Raw genomic sequence first — 19,635 nt, 5'->3', positions numbered from 1 at the left:
TCACCCATCACCCCGCCCCGGGCCGGACGGCCAGGTCCGGTCCGGCCGCCTCAGGACACCACGTCCTTGCGGGCGAAACCGCGGAAGGCGAGCGCGAGCAGCACGATCGCGTAGCTGACCGAGAGTGAGACGCCCTGGAGCATGCCGCCCCACTCCAGCTGGGGTTGCAGCGCGTCCGCCCAGGAGTACTGCCAGTGTGCGGGCAGCCACTCGCGCAACGACCCGAGCGCGGTGACCGCGTCCAGCACGCCGGTGATGATCGTGAAGAACACCGCCCCGCCGACCGCGCCGAGCGGGGCGTCCGTCGCCGTGGACAGCCAGAACGCCAGTGCGGCGACGACCAGTTCGCTGAGGATGACGAAGGCCACCGCGATCGCCAGCCGGGGCAGCACGGCCGACGCGGGCAGGCTGGCCCCGGTCGGCAGCTTGAGGTCGCCCCAGCCGTACGCGGCGGTGCCCACCGCCAGTCCGAGCAGCGGCAGCAGCACGACGGTGGCCGCCGAGAAGAGCAGCCCGACCGTGAACTTGCGCAGCAGCAGCCTGGCCCTGGGCACCGGCGCGGCCAACAGGTAGCGCAGCGAGGACCAGTTGGCCTCGGCGGCCACGGTGTCCCCGCAGTACAGCGCGACCGGGATGACCAGCATGAAGCCGGTGCCCATGAAGAGCATGGTGGCGGCGAAGTTCGGCCCGGAGGCGGTGGCCAGCTCGATGAAGGTGGTCCGGTTCACCCGGTCCGGCGTGCCGCCGATCTGGAACGCCGCCAGGATGACCAGCGGCATCGCCGCCAGCACCCCGGTCATCACCAGGGTGCGCCGTCGCCGCAGCTGGCGGACGATCTCCACCCGCAGTGGCAGGGTCCGGCCCGCCCGGTACCCCGCCGCGTGGTCGGCCGTCGCCGTGGGGTCAGCCGTCGACGTGCTCACGCCGAGCCTCCGATCAGGGACAGGAACGCGTCCTCCAGCCGCCGGTGCGGCCCGACCCGTTCGACGGGGACGTCCAGCGCGACCAGCTCGGCCACCAGGCGGCCGGCCGTCATGCCGTCCAGCCGGACCAGCAGGCCCCGATCCACCGCCGAGACCGCGCCGATGCCGGCCAGCGCGGCCGCCTTCTCGGCGGCCAGCGCCAGCTCGTTCGCCGGGAAGTCGGCCGGAGTGCCGACCAGCAGCAGCTCGCCCTCGCCGACGATCTCGCCGACGGCGCCCGCGCTGACCAGCCGGCCGCGGTCCATCACCACCAGGTGGGTGCAGCTCTGCTCCACCTCCGAGAGCAGGTGGCTGGAGACGATGACGGTGCGCCCGGCGGCGGCGTACCGGATCATCACCTCGCGCATCTCGCGGATCTGCGGCGGGTCGAGACCGTTGGTGGGCTCGTCCAGGATCAGCAGGTCCGGCAGCCCGAGCATGGCCTGGGCGATGGCCAGCCGCTGGCGCATGCCCTGGGAGTAGGTGCGCACCGCGCGGTCCAGCGCCTCGCCCAGGTCGGCGATCGCCAGGGCCTCCTCGAAGTGCGCGTCCTCGGCCGGTCGTCCGGTGGCCCGCCAGTACAGGTGCAGGTTGGCCCGGCCGGTGAGGTGCGGCAGGAAGCCCGCGCCCTCCACGAAGGAGCCCACCCGGGAGAGCACGGGCGCACCGGGCCGCACCGCGTGCCCGAAGACCCGGATCTCCCCGGCGTCCGGCCGGATCAGGCCCATCAGCATCCGCAGCGTGGTGGTCTTCCCGGCACCGTTCGGACCGAGCAGTCCGAGCACCTGGCCCTGCTCCACCCTGAAGCTCAGGTCCCGCACCGCGTACCGGTCCGCCGCGCCGTGGTAGCGCTTGCTCAATCCGCTGATCTGCAGCGGGACTTCGGCCAGCGCCGGGTCGGGCAGCACCTTCCGGTCCCGGTGCGGGCGCAGCCGGCGGCCGAACAGCAGCAGCGCGGCGAGCAGTACGGCACCCAGCGGCAGCAACCAGGTCCGCGCGGGCAGCGGGGCCGCCTCGGTGCGCAGTCCGGCCACGGTGGGAACGGTCAGCGGCGACGCCACCGAGACCTGGTAGGTGGCCGGCTGGGCGGGCGAGGCGTACGCCAGGTCGGTGGAGGAGAGCACCAGCCTGAGCCGGTGCCCGACCTCGAAGCCGTGGTCCACGGCGGGCAGCGCGATCTCGACGGTGCGTCCGCCGGGCGCGTCCGCGCCGGTCACCCGCAGCGGGGCGACCAGTTGCTGGGGCAGTTGCTTGCCACCGTCCGGTGCGACGTCGTACAGCTTGGCGAACAGCACCGCTTCGGGCTGGTCGGCCCGGACGTGGACGGAGATCCTGGGCGCTCCGGTCAGGTGCAGGCTGGTGTCCAGCGGCGCGGAGTCGAAGGCGGCGAACTGGCCCGGGAAGTCCAGCGAGAGGCCGCCGCCGACGGAGGCGAACTGGGTGAGCGCACCGATCCCCGGCAGGGTGGAGATGTTCGGCGGCGCGCCGCCGGGTGGGTTGGCGACGTCCTGGGGCCGGCCGGTGAGTTCGATGCCGCGCGAGCCGGTGCCGGACAGGCCGGGGTAGCTGTCGGCGTCGGCGCCGCGCAGCACCGCCTGGAAACCGGTGGAGTCGACCCCGCCGGTGCGGGTGACCCGGAAGGCCGGGCCGGTGTCGTTTCCGGCGCCCTTCAGATAGTGGTTGAACCAGCCGGTCACCCGGGCGTCCGTCCGGACGCTGCCCTCGGTGCCGCCGTCGTGTCCCCCGGCGAACCAGTCCACCCCGACCGGTGCGCCGTTCGCGGCGACCGCCCGGGCGATGGCGTCGCCCTGGTCCAGCGGGAAGAGCGAGTCCTGCTGCCCCTGCACCACCAGCGTGGGCACCTTGATCCGCGAGGCCACCGAGGACGGGCTGGACCGCTCCAGGGTGGCGATCGCGTCGGCGTCCGCGTGGCCGGCGGTGGCGACCCGGTCGTACATCGCGCAGAGCGAGTCCAGGAACCGGCCACAGCCCACCGGACCGGCGGCCGCACCCCCCGACCGCTTGCCCTGGGGGCCGCCGAGATCGCCGGCCGAGCCGGTGGTGAAGAAGATCCCGGCCCAGAGCTTCTTGAACACCCCGTCGGCAGCGCCGCTCCCCCGCACCCCCTGCGGGAAGAGCGCGTCGGCCAGGTTCCACCAGGTGATCTCGCTGGCCACGGCGTCGATCCGGGGGTCGTACGCGGCGGCCAGCAGCGCGGCGCCACCACCGTACGAGGCGCCGGTGATCCCGACCCTGGGGTCGCCGGGGGAGTCCAGCTGCACCTCGGGCCGCTTGGCGAGCCAGTCCACCAGGTGCCTGACGTCCTCGATCTCCCGGTCCGGCGCGTCCAGGCCGATCTTCCCTCCGGAGGCCCCGAAACCGCGGGCCGACCAGGTCAGTACGGCGTACCCGGAACGGGCCAGCTGCCGGGCGCGGTCCCGCTCGCCGTCCTTGCTGCCGCCGAAGCCGTGGGCCAGCAGGACGGCCGGGCGCGGGCTGCCGCCGGTGGTGAAGAAGGAGGTGTCCAGCCGGACGGTCTGCTCGCTGCCCGGCGTCTCGGGCATATCGAGAAAATGATCCTCCTGGTGCACCGCGGCCTCGCCGGACCCGGCCGCCACCGCAGCCGTACCGGCCCCGGCCAGCAGTACCAGCGCCACCGAGCCGGCCAGCACCCTCCGGGCCGTCGGCCCGCTGCGCCAGCGGCGCCAGCGGCGCCATGCCCCACCGAAGCTCATGGGTACCGATCCTATCCGTTTCTCCGGTAGGGAATCCGTAAGCCCCCGAAGGGATCCGGCCCACCCGGCACGCCCCGCGCTCCTACCCTGCCCGCCTCCCCGGTACGACCCGCCGCCGACCGGGCCGACCCGGCATTCCCCGCGCTCCGGGAGCAGGACCGCTCCCCTCACCCGACGCCAATCACCCGGCTCGTGAAACCGGCGGGATATGGTGCGAACCACCCCGGAATCCCAGCTGGGGACCCCCGGTGCCGACCTCGTCGAGGTGCCCCGTGCTGCTCTGGCCGCTCGCCACACTGCTCGCTGTCCTCGCCGTCACCCTGGCGGTCGGCTGGATCGTCGACCAGCTGCTGCAACGGGTCGCCACGCGCCACCCGGAGGCGCCCGTCTGGCCGTTGCTGCGCCGCTGCCGGATCCCCCTCCAACTGGTGGTCGCCGCCGGGCTGCTGCTGACCGGACGGCCGCTGGAGCGGCTCCTCGACGTACGCGACGGCAGCCTGCACCACGGCGTCCTGCTGCTGCTGATCGCCTGCCTCGGCTGGCTGGCCGTCAGAATCGTGGCGGCGGCACTGGAGGCGGTGCTCGGCCGCTACGAGAGCGTCACCGACGACGCGGCCAGGATCCAGCGGGTCAGGACCCAGATCAGCATGCTCCGCCGAGTGGTCTGCGCAGTGATCGCGGTGGTCACGGCGGCGGTGATGCTGCTGACCTTCCAGGCGATGCGCACCGTCGGCGCCAGCCTGCTGGCCTCGGCCGGGCTGCTGGGCATCGTCGCCGGCATCGCCGCCCAGAGCGCCCTGGGCAACTTCTTCGCCGGGCTGCAGATCGCCTTCGGCGACACCGTGCGCATCGGCGACACCGTCCTGGTGGACGGCCAGCAGGGCACGGTGGAGGAGATCACCCTCTCCTACCTGGTGGTACGGCTCTGGGACTACCGCCGCCTGATCGTCCCGGTCTCGTACTTCGTCAGCAGGCCGTTCGAGAACTGGACCCGCAAGGACCCCGGCATGCTCGCCTGGGTGCTGCTCCACGTCGACCACACCGCCCCGGTCGGCCAACTCCGCGCCGCCCTGCACCGGTTCCTGGTGGACTCACCCCTCTGGGACGGCATGGAGTGGTCCCTCCAGGTCACCGACTCCACCCCGAGCACCCTGGTGGTGCGGGCCGCCATGACCGCCCGCACCCCGGACGACACGGCTGCCCTCCGCTTCGATGTGCGCGAGCACCTGTTCGCCTACCTCCGCGACGAGCACCCGTACGCCCTCCCCCGTGTCCGCACCGGCGAGGACTGAGCCCTCCGCCCGCCCGGGGCAGCGCCCCGGAGGCCGCTCAGAGCACCCGGGTCATCGTCCGGTGCGGTATCCCCGCGTCGTCGTACACCGGTCCCTCGGCGACATAGCCGAGCCGCTCGTAGAACCCCAGCGCCTGCACCTGGGCGTGCAGTTCGAGCTCCACTCCGCCGTTCTCCCGCCCCGCCCGCTCGATCGCGCGGACCAGCTCGGCCCCCAGCCCCGTCCCCCGGGCGGCCTTGACCACGGCGAGTCGCCCGAGCAGCACCCGTCCCTGGCGGCCGGTCAGCGCCAACGCCTGCTCACCGTGGATCAGCCGGCCGGTGCCGAGCGGCGAGCCGTCCTCGGCGAGCGCCAGCAGGTGCACCGAGGTCGCGTCGAGCTCGTCGTACTCCAGTTCCGCGGGTACGTTCTGCTCCTCGACGAAGACCTCGCGCCGGATGTCGTAGGCCAGCGCCAGCTCGTCCTCGGACGCGACGACCCCGATCCGTGCCATCTCAGCTCTCCGAGGCGATGATGTCGAGCGCCTTCTGCAGGTCGGCCGGGTAGGGGCTGCTGAATTCGACCCACTGCCCGTCCGCCGGGTGCTCGAAGCCGAGCGAGACGGCGTGCAGCCACTGCCGGGTCAGCCCGAGGCGCCTGGCCAGCGTCGGGTCGGCGCCGTACGTGATGTCACCGACGCACGGGTGGCGCAGCGCCGACATGTGCACCCGGATCTGGTGGGTGCGGCCGGTCTCCAGCTTGATGTCCAGCAGCGAGGCCGCGCGGTAGGCCTCGATCAGGTCGTAGTGGGTGACCGAGGGCTTGCCGTCCCTGGTCACCGCCCACTTCCAGTCCGAGCTGGGGTGGCGGCCGATCGGTGCGTCCACGGTGCCGCTCAGCGGGTCGGGGTGGCCCTGGACCAGGGTGTTGTAGCGCTTCGCGGTGATCCGGTCGTGGAACTGCCGCTTGAGGTCGGTGTACGCGCGCTCGGACTTGGCGACCACCATCAGTCCGGAGGTGCCGACGTCCAGCCGGTGCACGATTCCCTGCCGCTCGGCCGCACCGGAGGTGGAGATCCGGTACCCGGCGGCGGCCAGACCACCGATCACGGTGGGCCCGCTCCAGCCCGGGCTCGGGTGCGCGGCCACCCCGACCGGCTTGTCGACCAGCACGATGTCGTCGTCGTCGTGGACGATCCGCATGCCCTCGACGGGCTCGGCGACGATCTGCACGGGCGCGGCGGGAGCGGGGATCTCGACCTCCAGCCAGCTGCCGGCCATCACCCGGTCCGACTTGCCTGCCCTCGCCCCGTCGATCGTGACCTTGCCCTCGGCGGCCAGCTCGGCGGCCTTGGTCCGGGAGAAGCCGAACATCCGGGCGAGGGCGGCGTCGAGTCGCTCGCCCTCCAGGCCGTCGGGTACGGGGAGGCTGCGGGTCTGCGCTGCGGTACTCACCCGTACGAGTATGCCGGAACACGGAGCCCGCCAGGACCGGCCGCGGGCCGGGCCCGCCCCGCGGACCGGGCCGGCCCTACTCCCCCTTGCCCGCCTGGTGGACGGTGCCGTCCGGGTTGCTGCCCCGGAAGGAGAGCAGGACCACCAGGATGCCGCCGCAGACGATGGCCGAGTCGGCCAGGTTGAAGACCGCGAAGTGCTGCACCGAGATGAAGTCCACCACGTGGCCGCGGAAGACCTCGGGAGTCCGGAACAGCCGGTCGGTGAGGTTGCCGAGCGCGCCGCCGAGCAGCAGGCCGAGTGCGATCGCCCAGGGCAGGCTGTAGAGCCTGCGGGCGATCCGCCAGATCACCACGATCACGGCAGTTGCGATCATGGTGAAGACGATCGTCATCGCCTGGCCCATGCCGAAGGCGGCGCCCCCGTTGCGGATCACCTGCAGGGTGACCACGTCACCGATCACCTGGATCGCCTGGTGGCCTTCGAGCCGGGCCACCACGAGCAGCTTGCTGCCCAGGTCGATCAGGTAGGCGAGCACCGCGATGAGCAGCAGCACACCGATCCGGCGGCGGCGGGCCGTGCCCGGCGCCGCACCGGCGGCGGTGGCACCGGCCGGTCCGTCCACGGCGGCCTCCACGGGCGCGGTCGGGACGGAGTCGTCCTGGGTCTGGGGGGAACCTGGCGTGCTGATGATCCGCTCCGCTGCCTAGGGGACCCCCGGCCGAAGGCTGGGGGAAATCGGGCCGACGTTACGGGGTCGAGCGTACGGCAACGCCCGACCCCCAGGTCCACTTCGACCCGTCCGACACAGTGATCCGACCGAGCGGACCCCACCCGTCGGCTACCTGCGCTCCTGCTTCGCCTTGCAGCTGACGCAGAGGGTGGCCCGCGGGAAGGCCTGCAGTCTGGCCTTGCCCACCGCCTGACCGCAGGACTCGCACACGCCGAAGCCGACCCCTTCGAGGCGGGCCAGCGCGCGCTCGGCCTGGGCGAGGCTGTCGCGGGCGTTGTTGGCGAGCGCGAGCTCACTCTCCCGGTTGATGTTCTTGGTACCGGCGTCGACCTGGTCGTCCCCCGCGCCGTCGTTGGAGTCGCGCATCAGGCCGGTGATCGCGGCCTCGGCGGCCTCGATCTCCGCTCGCAGCCGTTCCAGCTCGTCGTTCAGCTCAGCGTGCAGTTCGGCGACCTCGGCCGATGTCCAGGGGTCCTCACCGGGGCGGACGGGCAGCTCCGCCGGGTCCACCGACTCGGCGCCACCCCGGGCGCCGGTGCCCACCGGGGTGTGGCTGCGGCTGGTGGCGGCAGCGTGGCCGGTCGTGGTGCTGGTCTTGTGCCGTGCAGTGGTCACGGTCCCCTCCCCTGAGTCGCCCGCCACGGCCTTGCGTCCCCGCTTCGTGGCGGTACCGCCGATTGCCTTGTCAGCCATGGCTTCGACCTCATCTACGAACGAAACGAACCGCCGGTTCCCGGCGGCCTCCAGTGCCGGAACGATAATCCCCTACGAATCCGGCCACAACGGGACATACCGATGCCTCGTTTTCAACCCACCCGAGCAGCCGCCGCTGCCGCCCCACCGAGTTGCTGACCAAGTTGTGCCCAGATCGTCATCCGCTAACCGCACCGCCTGCAGCCCCCGGAACGAGGCAGGAGCAGGCGGGCGGAGCGGGCGGGCGGCGGTCCGCAGGGCCACGGGCGCCCGGGCGAGTTACCGGAAATTCGACTTGTGAGGCCGGATACACTGGGCCTGCAAGGCGCTGACGGGACGAGTACCGACGTAAGCAGCCACCAGCGACCCGGGGATGGTGCGAGCCCGGGGGTGTGCGCGACGGGAAGATCACCCCTGAGCCGCCGGAAGAACGGCCTCCGGGCCAAGTAGAACCGGCAGCAGAACCCAAACAAGAGGGCCGCGAGCAGAGCAGTACCGCGGTCAAGGAGGGTGGTACCGCGGGACGGCTCGCCGTCTCGTCCCTCCGGAGGATCCAGTCCAAGCATCCGCCGGAGGTAGACGCCCGCGATGAGCTCCCAACCCGTCACCCACCACGACGCCGCTGACGACGCGCTCCGCGCGGCCCGCGCTTACAACCCCGTCCCCGCCCAGGTCGACCTGCCCGCCCTCGAGCACCAGATCCTCAGCTTCTGGCGCGACAACAAAGTCTTCCAGCGCAGCCTGGAGCAGTCCGAGGGTCGCCCCGAGTGGGTCTTCTACGAGGGCCCGCCGACCGCGAACGGCATGCCCGGCGCCCACCACATCGAGGCCCGCGTCTTCAAGGACGTCTTCCCGCGCTACCGGACGATGAAGGGTTACCACGTCGCCCGCAAGGCCGGCTGGGACTGCCACGGCCTCCCGGTCGAGCTGGCCGTCGAGAAGGAGCTGGGCTTCTCCGGCAAGCAGGACATCGAGCACTACGGCATCGCCGAGTTCAACGCCAAGTGCCGCGAGTCGGTCACCCGGCACACCGACGAGTTCACCAAGCTCACCGAGCGGATGGGCTACTGGGTCGACCTCGACGAGGCGTACCGGACCATGGACCCCTCCTACATCCAGTCGGTCTGGTGGTCGCTCAAGCAGATCTTCGACAAGGGCCTGCTGGTCCAGGACCACCGGGTCGCCCCCTGGTGCCCGCGCTGCGGCACCGGCCTGTCCGACCACGAGCTGGCCCAGGGCTACGAGACCGTGGTCGACCCCTCGGTCTTCGTCCGCTTCCCGCTGACCAGCGGCCCGCTGGCCGGCCAGGCCGCGCTGCTGGTCTGGACCACCACCCCGTGGACCCTGGTCTCCAACACCGCCGCCGCCGTCCACCCCGAGGTCACCTACGTGGTGGCCACCGACGGCAACGAGAAGCTGGTCGTCGCCGAGCAGCTGGTCGGCAAGGCGCTCGGCGAGGGCTGGGAGGCCACCGACCAGCGCTTCACCGGCGCGGAGATGGAGCGCTGGGCCTACCGGCGTCCGTTCGACCTGGTCGAGATCGAGGGCGCGCACTTCGTCCTGAACGCCGACTACGTCACCACCGAGGACGGCACCGGTATCGTCCACCAGGCCCCGGCCTTCGGTGCGGACGACCTCGCGACCTGCCGCAAGTACGGCCTGCCGGTGGTCAACCCGGTCGAGGCGGACGGCACCTTCGCCACCGGTGTCCCGCTGGTCGGCGGCGTCTTCTTCAAGAAGGCCGACGAGACCCTGGTCGCCGACCTCGCCGACCGCGGCCTGCTCTTCCGCCACCTCCCGTACGAGCACAGCTACCCGCACTGCTGGCGCTGCCACACCGCGCTGCTGTACTACGCGCAGCCGTCCTGGTACATCCGCACCACCGCGGTCAAGGACGCGCTGATCCGGGAGAACGAGAACACCAACTGGTTCCCGGAGAACGTCAAGCACGGCCGCTTCGGCGACTGGCTGAACAACAACATCGACTGGGCGCTCTCCCGCAACCGCTACTGGGGCACCCCGCTGCCGATCTGGCGCTGCGAGGAGGGCCACCTCACCTGCGTCGGCTCGCTGGCCGAGCTCTCCGAGCTGACCGGCACCGACCAGAGCGGCCTAGACCCGCACCGCCCGTACATCGACGACGTCACCTTCGGCTGCCCGCAGTGCTCCGCCACGGCGGTCCGGGTACCCGAGGTGATCGACGCCTGGTACGACTCGGGCTCGATGCCCTTCGCCCAGTACGGCTACCCGTACCGGAACAAGGAACTGTTCGAGAGCCGCTACCCGGCCCAGTTCATCTCCGAGGCGATCGACCAGACCCGCGGCTGGTTCTACACGCTGATGGCGGTCGGCACCCTGGTCTTCGACAAGTCCTCGTACGAGAACGTGGTCTGCCTCGGCCACATCCTCGCCGAGGACGGCCGCAAGATGTCCAAGCACCTGGGCAACATCCTGCAGCCGATCCCGCTGATGGACCAGCACGGCGCCGACGCGGTCCGCTGGTTCATGGCGGCCGGCGGCTCGCCCTGGTCGGCCCGCCGGGTCGGCCACGGCACCATCCAGGAGGTGGTGCGCAAGACGCTGCTCACCTACTGGAACACCGTCGCCTTCCAGGCCCTGTACGCCCGCACCTCCGGCTGGGCCCCCTCGGGAGGTGACCCGGCCCCGGCCGCGCGTCCGCTGCTGGACCGCTGGGTGCTCTCCGAACTGAACACCCTGGTCCGCGAGGTGGACGCGGCGCTGGAGTCGTACGACACCCAGCGGGCCGGCAAGCTGCTCTCCGGCTTCGTCGACGACCTGTCCAACTGGTACGTCCGGCGCGGACGCCGCCGCTTCTGGCAGGGCGACGCCGCCGCGCTCGCCACCCTGCACGAGGCGCTGGAGACCGTCACCAGGCTGATGGCCCCGCTCACCCCGTTCATCACCGAGCGGGTCTGGCAGGACCTGGTCGCCCCGGTCGACCCCCAGGCCCCGGTCTCGGTGCACCTGGCCGAGTGGCCGGTCGCCGACGAGTCTCTGATCGACGCCGACCTCTCCCGGCACATGGCCCTGGTCCGCCGCCTGGTCGAGCTGGGCCGCGCCACCCGCGCCGAGTCGGGTGTGAAGACCCGTCAGCCGCTGTCCCGCGCGCTGATCGCCGCCCAGGGCTGGGAGGAACTCCCCGAGGACCTGCGCGCGCAGATCGCCGAGGAGCTCAACGTCTCGGCGCTCGAGTCGCTCTCTGCGTCCTCCCCATCCGGGGCGGGCGGCGGCTCGCTGGTGGACACCACCGCCAAGGCGAACTTCCGCGCGCTGGGCAAGCGCTTCGGCAAGGGCGTCCAGGACGTGGCCAAGGTCATCGCCGCCGCGGACGCCGCCGCCCTCGCCGCCTCGCTGCGCGCCAGCGGCAGTGCGACCGTCGAACTGAACGGCGAGCCGGTCGAGCTCTCCCCCGACGAGGTCATCATCACCGAGACCCCGCGCGAGGGTTGGGCCGTCGCCAACGAGTCCGGTGCCACCGTCGCCCTCGACCTGGCCATCACCCCGGAGCTCAAGCGGCTCGGCGTCGCCCGCGACGCCATCCGCCAGATCCAGGAGGCCCGGAAGAACTCCGGACTGGACGTCGCCGACCGGATCGTCCTCCGCTGGCGCGCGACCAGCGAGGAGACCGCCGAGGCCATCGCCGAGCACGGCCACCTCGTCGCCGAGGAGGTCCTCGCGACCGACTTCGCGGCCGGCGCCGCCGACTGGGAGTCCGAGACCTTCTCCGACGAGAACCTCGGCCTCGCCTTCCAGCTCCGCAAGGCCTGACTCTCCTGAACGGCCGGTGGTCGCCGCCCCCCGGGGTCCGGCGACCACCGGCCGTCCGCTTTCCCGGTTGCGTCACGGGCGTACGGCCCCGGAGGCGCACGGAAGCGCGCGCCTGCCTGTGCACCCGACCGAAGTGCCCAGGAGGCCCGAAATCGCGCTGCTCAGGGGCGTGAGAACCAGGCGGCAGGGCCTGCGGCTTGGCTGCGCGCCAGTCATCCCTCTCCCCGTGCCCCTAGGGTGGTGCGGCCGGTCGAACGGCTCCGCCGCAAGCCACGTCTGGTTGCTCGCCCCAGCTCCGCACGCCCCCGGCTGTCCACTCGCGCCCCGGGCGGACACACGAGGGCGCCCCCGCCGTGACCTGTCGTCACAGTGGGGGCGCCCTCGAAGTGGGTACTGCTCTTAGTTGTCGCCGTCCTCGTCGATGAGGAAGCCGCGCATCGGGGCCGGAGCCTGCTGCATCGGCTGCGGCGGCTGCGGACGGACCGCCGCCATCGGCTGGGTCATCCCGGCGGGCGCCATCTGCGCCGAGCCGGTCGGACCGCCGGCCTGCCCACCGAACGAGGGCTGGCTGCCACTGCCGCCGCCGAAGGAGCTCTGGCCGCCGAACGACTGGCCGTTACCGCCGAAGGACGGCTGGCTGCCGAAGCTCGGCGAGGAGCTGCTCATCGCCGGTGCCGGAGCCGGGGTCATCGACGACGCGGCCGGCGGCAGCGAGGCGGTGGCCGGGAGCCGCGGCGGGGCCAGCGAGTCGTCGGCCTGCGACTCCAGCTGACGCAGCTGGGTCTCCAGGTACGACTTCAGGCGGGTGCGGTACTCACGCTCGAAGGCCCGCAGGTCCTCGACCTTGCGCTCCAGCGTCGCGCGGGCGGACTCCAGCGAGCCCATCGCCACGCGGTGCTTCTCCTGCGCGTCCCGCTCCAGCGCGTCGGCCTTGGCGCGGGCGTCCCGCTCCAGACCCTCGGCCCGGCTGCGCGCCTCACCGACGATCTTGTTGGCCTCGGAACGGGCCTCGGAGATCGCCTGGTCGGCGGTCTGCTGGGCAAGCGCGAGCACACGGGCGGCGCTGTCGCCACCGGGCCCCTGCTGCTGACCCATCGGGCCGCCCAGCGGGCCGCCCAGCTGGGGCTGCTGCCCCATCGGAGCACCCATCGGCTGCACCAGCTGCTGCTGGCCGCCCATGGTCTGGCCCATCTGCTGCTGCGGGCCGCCGAGCTGGGGCTGCTGCCCCATCGGGGCACCCAGCGGCTGCAGCATCTGCCCGCCCATCGGCTGCACCAGCTGCTGCTGGCCGCCCATGGTCTGGCCCATCTGCTGCTGACCCATCTGCTGCTGACCCATGGGGGCACCCTGGCCGGCCGGGAGCTGCGGGGCACCGGACGGCAGGCCGAGCGGCTGGTTGCCCATCTGCTGCTGCGGGCCACCCAGCTGGGGCTGTCCGCCCATCGGCTGACCGCCCATCTGCGGGCCGCCGTTCTGCTGGCCAGGAACCGCCGGCGGGCCGGATATGGCGGCGGGCACGGGAGCACCGGGCCGGGCGTCCTGCGGCGGCGGCTCCTTGCGCATGTTCGCCTGGTTCTGCGCGGCGGCCCGAGTCGCAGCGGCCAGCTTGGCCCGCAGGTCCTCGTTCTCGCGGAGCAGACGGGTCAGTTCGGCTTCGACCTCGTCGAGGAAGGCATCGACCTCGTCCTCGTCATAGCCTTCACGCAGCCGGACGGTCGTGAACTGCTTGTTCCGAACGTCCTCGGGGGTCAATGGCATCTCTTCACCTCAACGTGATCGTCGGCACACCGGCATCCTGTCGCAGCGCTCAAGACGGCAGAGTCAGCACGAGCGATCTCAGGACAAACACAATGATCATCAGTACGAAGAAGGACAGGTCGAGCGCCACGCCCCCGAGACGCAACGGCGGGATGAATCGCCGAAGAAGCTTGAGTGGCGGATCCGTGACAGTGTACGTGGCCTCGAGGACCACGACCATGGCCTTCCCCGGCCGCCACGAGCGGGCGAACTGGAAGACCCAGTCCATGACGAGCCGGAACAGCAGGAACAGCAGGAAGACGGTCAGCACGTAGTAGAGCACCTCCCACACGATCCCCATCGCGTCTCCCTCTCCCCGACTGACCTGCCGTCAGTCACCACTCACTGTCGTTGAACCCACACATAAAGTCGTGGTCGGGTCAGCTCTGGTTGAAGAACCCACCCTCGGCGATCCGAGCCTTGTCCTCCGCCGTTACATCGACGTTAGCAGGAGACAGCAGGAACACCTTCTGCGTCACTCGCTCGATACTGCCGTGAAGACCGAAGACGAGTCCAGCCGCGAAGTCTACGAGCCGCTTGGCGTCGGTGTCGTCCATCTCGGTCAGATTCATGATCACCGGGGTGCCCCCGCGGAACTGCTCGCCGATTGTGCGGGCCTCGTTGTAGGTTCGCGGGTGGAGTGTGGTGATGCGGTACGGCTCTCGCTCGTTGACGACCTTGGGCATGATCACCGGGGCGCTCTTCTCCAGGTTGTGGCGGCGTTCGGGTGTGATGGACGACACGGGAGCCATCCTCGGGGCCTCCTGCCGGATCGGCACGGCGCCAGCCGGGACCGGCTGCGGCGCGATGTGCGCGACGGGCGCCGGGGTGGGCACCGAGGCCGGCCGTTGCAGATCCTCGGTCCGGTCCGCCCTGATCGGCTCGGGGTCCGCGTCGTAGTCGTCGTCGGGGTCGTACCCCTGGCCGTCATACGTCTCGTCCTCCACGAGGCCGAGGTAGACCGCCATTTTGCGCATTGCGCCGGCCATGCTCCTGTCTCCTCCGCTCTGTGGTGGATCGTCACCTGCCGGCCCGAGTCCTGACCTGTTGGTTTCCCGCCGGCCGCCGACGTAACGTCATATCGGTGACGACCCGTCAATGGTGTGATGGGGCGGCTGCGGGGGATGCGATCCACGGTTCGCTAGCGCTGTGGCAAGCTGCTAGGTTTTATGTCCTGTTTTGTCCTGCAGTCTGATCTACTTACTCGGTGACGTTACCGGAGCGGTGACCGCACTCCGAGTACCGCCGTACCGACGCGTACATGTGTCGCCCCGGCCGCCACGGCCTGCTCCAGGTCACCGCTCATCCCTGCGGACACCATGGTGGCAGCAGGATGGCTCGCCCGTACGGCGCTTGCGATTTCCGCCAGCCGCGCGAATGCCTCGTCCGGCTTTTCGGCCAGCGGTCCGGCCAGCGGTGCGACGGTCATCACACCGGCCAGGCGCAGCCCGGGCGTGTCGGCGATCTTGTCCGCCAGCGCCTCCACGTCGGCCGGCGCGACCCCGGCCCGGTGACCGACCTCGTCCCCCGCGGCGGAGCCGCCGACCGGCACGTCCCTGTCCAACGCAACCTGCACCAGGCAGTCCAGCGGGGCCCGTTCGGCCCTGAGGACGGCCGCGGAGAGCGAGTCCACCAGCCGCGCCCGGTCCACCGAGTGCACCACGTCCGCGTAACGGACCACCGAGCGGACCTTGTTCGTCTGTAGTTGGCCCACGAAGTGCCAGGCCAGCGGGAGTTGGACACAGGTCTCGGCCTTGGGCGCCGCGTCCTGGTCCCGGTTCTCGGCCACGTCCGTCACACCGAGCGCCGCCAACAGCGCGGTGTCCTCGGCCGGGTAGGTCTTGGTGACCACGATCAGGGTGACGTCCTCACGGGGGCGCCCGGCCGCCTCGCACGCGGCGGCGATCCGGCGCTCGACGACCTCCAGGTTGGTGCCGAGCTGCTCGTAGCGGGCGCGCTGCTGCTCCGTCAGGCGGGCAAGGAAGTCCGCCCGACCCGGGAACGGTCCGTAGATGTCATTCGTCATGAGAGTTCAGAGCCCAACCAGACATAGCTCGCGAGACGGCCGGTGCGCTGCTCACGACGGTAGGAGAAGTGATCTGCCGACTCAAGGGTGCAGACAGATGATCGCACTACTTTGGTGATCCCGGCCTCGGCGAGCTGTGCGGCGGCGCCCCCGGGTACGTCCAGTGCGGGCGTGCCCCAGGAGGTCTCGGCGTAGGCGGCGGGCACCTTGGCCGCGACCTCGGCGCGCAGTTCGGCCGGCACTTCGTAGCAGCGACCGCAGACCGCGGGCCCGATCGCGGCCACCATCCGCTCCGCTGACGCCCCCTTGGTGAGCATCGCCGCCACCAGCGCCGGGACGACCCCGGCAGCCAGACCCGGGCGGCCGGCGTGTGCGGCGCCGACGATCCCGGCGACCGGGTCGGCCAGCAGGACGGGCGTGCAGTCCGCGGTCAGCACCGCGAGGGCGAGTGGCCGGTCGGCGACCACCGCGTCCACCGCCGGCGCCTCACCCTGCCGCTGGCGTTCCGTCACCACGGCCACCTCGGCCCCGTGCACCTGGTTCATCCAGACCACATCGGCCGGGTCGATCCCCAGCTCACGGGCGGCGAGCTCGCGGTTCTCCCGGACGGCGGCCGGGTCGTCCCCCACCGCGCCGCCGAGGTTGAGCTCCCCGTACGGCGCGGTGCTCACCCCGCCCCACCGGTCGGTGAAGGCGAAGTGAGCACCGTTGCATTCAGTCGTATCGATCACTTAAGAGTGTTTACTTCAGGAAGTCCGGCACGTCGAGTTCCTCGGCCGGGCTCTCCACGAAGGGCTGCCGGACCGGCTGCACCTGCGGCGGGACCGGCGGAGCGGTCGTGGTGGCCGGAACGTCGGCCGTGCGGGACTCCTCGCGGGAGGTCACCGAGCCGATGGTCCCGTACACGGGCCGGGTGGCCGGCCGCTCGGGCGCGGCCGGCGGGGTGCTCGGCGGGGTCGCCTTGACCACCGGCTCGCGGACGATGGCCGGCGGCTGGCCGCCGTCGAAGCCAGCCGCGATCACGGTGACCCGGACCTCGTCGCCGAGCGCGTCGTCGATGACCGCACCGAAGATGATGTTGGCCTCGGGGTGGGCCGCCTCGCTGACCAGCTGGGCCGCCTCGTTGATCTCGAACAGGCCGAGGTCGGAGCCACCGGAGATGGAGAGCAGCACACCGCGGGCGCCGTCGATGGAGGCCTCAAGCAGCGGCGAGGAGATCGCCATCACGGCGGCGGCCTTGGCGCGGTCCTCGCCCCGGGCGGAGCCGATGCCCATCAGAGCCGAACCGGCGTCCGACATGACCGACTTGACGTCGGCGAAGTCGAGGTTGATCAGACCGGGGGTGGTGATCAGGTCGGTGATGCCCTGGACACCGGAGAGCAGCACCTGGTCGGCGGAGCGGAACGCGTCCAACACGCTGACCTGGCGGTCGGAGATGGACAGCAGCCGGTCGTTCGGGATCACGATCAGGGTGTCGACCTGCTCACGCAGCGACGCGATGCCATCCTCGGCCTGGTTGGCGCGGCGGCGGCCCTCGAAGGTGAACGGGCGGGTGACCACACCGATGGTCAGCGCGCCGAGCGAGCGGGCGATGTTGGCCACCACCGGCGCGCCGCCGGTGCCGGTGCCGCCGCCCTCGCCGGCCGTGACGAAGACCATGTCGGCCCCCTTGAGGACCTCCTCGATCTCCTCGCGGTGGTCCTCGGCGGCCTTTCGGCCGACCTCGGGGTTGGCGCCGGCGCCGAGGCCCCGGGTGAGTTCACGGCCCACATCGAGCTTGACGTCGGCGTCGCTCATCAGGAGGGCCTGCGCATCGGTGTTGATCGCGATGAACTCGACGCCCTTGAGACCGACCTCGATCATCCGGTTGATGGCGTTGACACCACCGCCGCCGATACCGACGACCTTGATGACTGCGAGGTAGTTCTGCGGTGCTGCCACGTCGAAGGCCTCTCGCCTCGAGTTCCGGGGTCGGCTTCCCCCTGTCGTGAAGGCCGACGGATGTCGATGGGTGGGAAGCAGGGTTTCAGCACTGAATGTCCGAAATGCCGACCACCGACCCGTACCCTAAACTTGAGGTTTAGGGTTACCGCTATGCCTGCGTCACATCACCGTGGGACACAGTCCGGTGACACAGGACAGTAGGTCGCATCTGGCCCGTGTTCAACGAACACGCCGAGCTTCCCGTTTTTCTTTTGAGCCTATGTGATCATCGACCGCCCGGTGAAACCGGGGGGTGGACCACCCAGGGTCGAGGCGGAGCTGTGACTGCGTCAACACCACCCTCGGGAAGAGAACTTACCGGATCAAGAGGACACCGCTGGGGCGTCTGGCGCACTCACGTCATAATTCGTCCCCTGCTGCCCGAGCAGCGCGGTGAGCACGACGGCCTTGCGAGCGGTGCGCTCCGGGCTCCCCCAACGGACCGCCGCACCCCCGCTGAGCTGCAGTCGGATGTCATCGTACGAGTGAATCTGAAGCGCGCCCGTCCGCTTGGCGACCTCCGGCGGCAACCCTGCGGCGACCGTCACCGCGGCCCTCAGCAGGGACGTACGGTCGATCACCGCGATGGAGTCGTTCGCCTGCTGACTGAGTGCCAGTTCCAGCAGCGGGATGCCCGCCGGGGGGCTCGGTTCGGTGGCGAAGCTCACTCCGTCGGCGTCCACCTGGGAGAAGCTGCCATTCGGGTTCTTGACCGCCGCGACCGGTTTGCGTTCCACCAGCTTGACCTGGAGGGTGTGCGGCCAGCCCCGCCAGATCTCGGCCCTGGCCACCCGGGGGAGCTTCTCCACCCGGTGCTCGGCCTCGGTCAGGTCGACCCGGGCCAGCGGCCCGTGCTGGAGCCCGCCGAGCGCCTCACGGACCTGGTCGTCGGTCAGCTTGCCGCTCTCCAGGCCCTGGACCGCGACCGAGCGCACGTCCAGGACCGAGGAGAAGAAGACCAGCCAGCCGAACGCCCCCAGCACCAGCACGCCGAGGACGCTCAGCACCACGATGCCCCGCCGGGAGAGCCGGAGTCCGGGGACGGACTCCGGCTCCTCGTCCAGCGGGTCGTGGACCGGGCCGTCAGCCACGGCGGCGGCCGCCCCGGGATGCCTCGATCGCCTCGTAGACCATGCCGACCAACAGCTCGTCCGCGTCCCGGCGGCCGAACTCGGCGGCGGCCCGGCTCATGTCCCAGAGCCGGCGCGGGTCGGTGAGCACCGGCAGGACGTTCTGCAGCACCCAGTCGGGGGTGAGCTCGGCGTCGTCCACCAGCAGGCCACCGCCGGCCTTGACCATCGGCTGGGCGTTCAGCCGCTGCTCGCCGTTGCCGATCGGCAGCGGGACGAAGGCAGCGGGCAGGCCGACCGCGGCCAGCTCGGCGACGGTCATCGCGCCGGCCCGGCAGAGCATCATGTCGGCGGCGGCATAGGCGAGGTCCATCCGGTCCAGGTACGGCACCGGCCGGTACGGCGGCATCCCGGGGATGTCGTCGACGTGCGGCAGCTCGTTCTTGGGGCCGACGGCGTGCAGGATCTGCACGCCGTACTGCTGCAGGCGCGGGGCGATCGCCTGCACGGTCTCGTTCAGGCGGCGGGCGCCCTGCGAGCCGCCTGAGACCAGCAGGGTGGGCAGCCGCTGGTCGAGGCCGAAGTAGTGCCGGGCCTCGGGACGGACTGCGTTGCGGTCCAGGGTGGCGATGGTGCGGCGCAGCGGGATGCCGATGTAGCGGGAGTCCCGGAGCTTGGAGTCGGGCGTGGAGACCGCGACGAAGTCCGTGTAGCGGGCGCCGATCTTGTTGGCCAGACCGGGGCGCGCGTTGGCCTCGTGCACCACGATCGGCACACCGGCTCGCTTGGCGGCCAGATAGGCGGGCATGGCGACATAGCCGCCGAAGCCGACCACCGCGTCGGCCTGGACCCTCTCGATGATGTCCTGGGCTGCGCGGACCGTCCCGCGCAGTCGGCCCGGGACGGTGATCAGCTCGGGGGTGGGCTTGCGTGGCAGCGGGACGGCCGGGATCAGCGCGAGCTCGTAGCCGCGTTCGGGGACCAGCCTGGTCTCCAGTCCGCGCTCGGTGCCCAGAGCGGTGATCCCGCAGGTCGGGTCGTGCCTGCGGAGGGCGTCCGCGAGGGCGAGGGCCGGCTCGATGTGACCGGCGGTCCCGCCGCCGGCGAGTACGACATGCACCG

General features: G+C 71.4%; 16 protein-coding genes. 2 read left to right on the top strand and 14 right to left on the bottom strand.

Going from position 1 to position 19,635, the window contains the following annotated elements:
• Positions 1–50 precede the first annotated feature (50 nt).
• Positions 51–923 (bottom strand): ABC transporter permease, encoded by an 873-nt coding sequence (locus ACWDAK_RS02235; RefSeq protein ID WP_344634064.1) that lies wholly within the window; start codon positions 921–923, stop codon positions 51–53.
• Positions 920–3,697 carry an alpha/beta fold hydrolase gene (locus ACWDAK_RS02230; protein ID WP_427393186.1) on the bottom strand — a complete coding sequence of 926 codons (2,778 nt, stop codon included), beginning with the start codon at positions 3,695–3,697 and terminating at the stop codon, positions 920–922. The genes ACWDAK_RS02235 and ACWDAK_RS02230 overlap by 4 nt, the downstream gene beginning before the upstream one ends.
• 272 nt (positions 3,698–3,969) lie before the next feature.
• Here ACWDAK_RS02230 and ACWDAK_RS02225 point away from each other — a divergent pair, with 272 nt between their 5' ends.
• Positions 3,970–4,989: a mechanosensitive ion channel family protein gene (locus ACWDAK_RS02225; RefSeq protein WP_344634066.1), complete on the top strand. Its 1,020-nt coding sequence runs from the start codon at positions 3,970–3,972 to the stop codon at positions 4,987–4,989.
• A gap of 37 nt (positions 4,990–5,026) precedes the next feature.
• Here ACWDAK_RS02225 and ACWDAK_RS02220 read toward each other — a convergent pair whose 3' ends face one another.
• The 4 genes from ACWDAK_RS02220 to ACWDAK_RS02205 all read right to left on the bottom strand — a co-directional run bounded on the left by ACWDAK_RS02220 (position 5,027) and on the right by ACWDAK_RS02205 (position 7,770).
• Positions 5,027–5,482 carry a GNAT family N-acetyltransferase gene (locus ACWDAK_RS02220; RefSeq protein WP_344634067.1) on the bottom strand — a complete coding sequence of 152 codons (456 nt, stop codon included), beginning with the start codon at positions 5,480–5,482 and terminating at the stop codon, positions 5,027–5,029.
• A 1-nt stretch (position 5,483) separates the two neighbouring features.
• Positions 5,484–6,422: an RluA family pseudouridine synthase gene (locus ACWDAK_RS02215; RefSeq protein WP_344634068.1), complete on the bottom strand. Its 939-nt coding sequence runs from the start codon at positions 6,420–6,422 to the stop codon at positions 5,484–5,486.
• Between the two features lie 76 nt (positions 6,423–6,498).
• Positions 6,499–7,116 (bottom strand): signal peptidase II, encoded by a 618-nt coding sequence (gene lspA / locus ACWDAK_RS02210; protein ID WP_425557507.1) that lies wholly within the window; start codon positions 7,114–7,116, stop codon positions 6,499–6,501.
• Between the two features lie 147 nt (positions 7,117–7,263).
• Entirely contained in the window at positions 7,264–7,770 is a 507-nt protein-coding gene (locus ACWDAK_RS02205) for a TraR/DksA family transcriptional regulator (RefSeq protein WP_344634070.1), read from the bottom strand.
• A 666-nt stretch (positions 7,771–8,436) separates the two neighbouring features.
• Between ACWDAK_RS02205 and ileS the strand changes: the two genes are divergently transcribed.
• Positions 8,437–11,637 carry an isoleucine--tRNA ligase gene (gene ileS, locus ACWDAK_RS02200; protein ID WP_344634071.1) on the top strand — a complete coding sequence of 1,067 codons (3,201 nt, stop codon included), beginning with the start codon at positions 8,437–8,439 and terminating at the stop codon, positions 11,635–11,637.
• A gap of 399 nt (positions 11,638–12,036) precedes the next feature.
• On the opposite strand, the gene ACWDAK_RS02195 is transcribed toward ileS, so the two are convergent.
• The 8 genes from ACWDAK_RS02195 to murG all read right to left on the bottom strand — a co-directional run bounded on the left by ACWDAK_RS02195 (position 12,037) and on the right by murG (position 19,633).
• Positions 12,037–13,395 (bottom strand): DivIVA domain-containing protein, encoded by a 1,359-nt coding sequence (locus ACWDAK_RS02195; protein WP_344634072.1) that lies wholly within the window; start codon positions 13,393–13,395, stop codon positions 12,037–12,039.
• A 49-nt stretch (positions 13,396–13,444) separates the two neighbouring features.
• Positions 13,445–13,735: a YggT family protein gene (locus ACWDAK_RS02190; RefSeq protein WP_427393187.1), complete on the bottom strand. Its 291-nt coding sequence runs from the start codon at positions 13,733–13,735 to the stop codon at positions 13,445–13,447.
• A gap of 79 nt (positions 13,736–13,814) precedes the next feature.
• The gene (locus ACWDAK_RS02185) at positions 13,815–14,423 is read right to left on the bottom strand and encodes a cell division protein SepF (protein WP_427393188.1); all 609 of its coding nucleotides are present in this window, start codon (positions 14,421–14,423) and stop codon (positions 13,815–13,817) included.
• Positions 14,424–14,647: 224 nt separating this feature from the next.
• Positions 14,648–15,460: a YggS family pyridoxal phosphate-dependent enzyme gene (locus tag ACWDAK_RS02180; protein WP_344634075.1), complete on the bottom strand. Its 813-nt coding sequence runs from the start codon at positions 15,458–15,460 to the stop codon at positions 14,648–14,650.
• Positions 15,457–16,191 carry a peptidoglycan editing factor PgeF gene (gene pgeF, locus ACWDAK_RS02175; RefSeq protein ID WP_425557497.1) on the bottom strand — a complete coding sequence of 245 codons (735 nt, stop codon included), beginning with the start codon at positions 16,189–16,191 and terminating at the stop codon, positions 15,457–15,459. Before pgeF ends, ACWDAK_RS02180 begins: the two co-directional genes overlap by 4 nt.
• A 10-nt stretch (positions 16,192–16,201) precedes the next feature.
• Positions 16,202–17,401: a cell division protein FtsZ gene (ftsZ, locus tag ACWDAK_RS02170; protein WP_427393189.1), complete on the bottom strand. Its 1,200-nt coding sequence runs from the start codon at positions 17,399–17,401 to the stop codon at positions 16,202–16,204.
• A gap of 365 nt (positions 17,402–17,766) precedes the next feature.
• Positions 17,767–18,534, bottom strand: a complete 768-nt coding sequence (locus ACWDAK_RS02165; RefSeq protein WP_344634077.1) for a cell division protein FtsQ/DivIB — start codon at positions 18,532–18,534, stop codon at positions 17,767–17,769.
• On the bottom strand, positions 18,527–19,633 hold the full coding sequence (gene murG, locus ACWDAK_RS02160) for an undecaprenyldiphospho-muramoylpentapeptide beta-N-acetylglucosaminyltransferase (protein WP_344634078.1): 1,107 nt from the start codon (positions 19,631–19,633) through the stop codon (positions 18,527–18,529). Before murG ends, ACWDAK_RS02165 begins: the two co-directional genes overlap by 8 nt.
• Positions 19,634–19,635 lie beyond the last annotated feature (2 nt).

This window comes from Kitasatospora sp. NPDC001175 (assembly GCF_053598215.1).
This window is presented reverse-complemented; position numbering and strand designations above follow the sequence as displayed.

What these genes read in the sequence shown, in the direction of transcription:
- ACWDAK_RS02230 (WP_427393186.1), bottom strand. Translation starts at nt 3,697, where the DNA reads ATGAGCTTCGGTGGGGCATGGCGCCGCTGGCGCCGCTGGCGCAGCGGG.
- ACWDAK_RS02220 (WP_344634067.1), bottom strand. Translation starts at nt 5,482, where the DNA reads ATGGCACGGATCGGGGTCGTCGCGTCCGAGGACGAGCTGGCGCTGGCC.
- ileS (WP_344634071.1), top strand. Translation starts at nt 8,437, where the DNA reads ATGAGCTCCCAACCCGTCACCCACCACGACGCCGCTGACGACGCGCTC.
- ACWDAK_RS02195 (WP_344634072.1), bottom strand. Translation starts at nt 13,395, where the DNA reads ATGCCATTGACCCCCGAGGACGTTCGGAACAAGCAGTTCACGACCGTC.
- ACWDAK_RS02190 (WP_427393187.1), bottom strand. Translation starts at nt 13,735, where the DNA reads ATGGGGATCGTGTGGGAGGTGCTCTACTACGTGCTGACCGTCTTCCTG.
- ACWDAK_RS02185 (WP_427393188.1), bottom strand. Translation starts at nt 14,423, where the DNA reads ATGGCCGGCGCAATGCGCAAAATGGCGGTCTACCTCGGCCTCGTGGAG.
- ACWDAK_RS02180 (WP_344634075.1), bottom strand. Translation starts at nt 15,460, where the DNA reads ATGACGAATGACATCTACGGACCGTTCCCGGGTCGGGCGGACTTCCTT.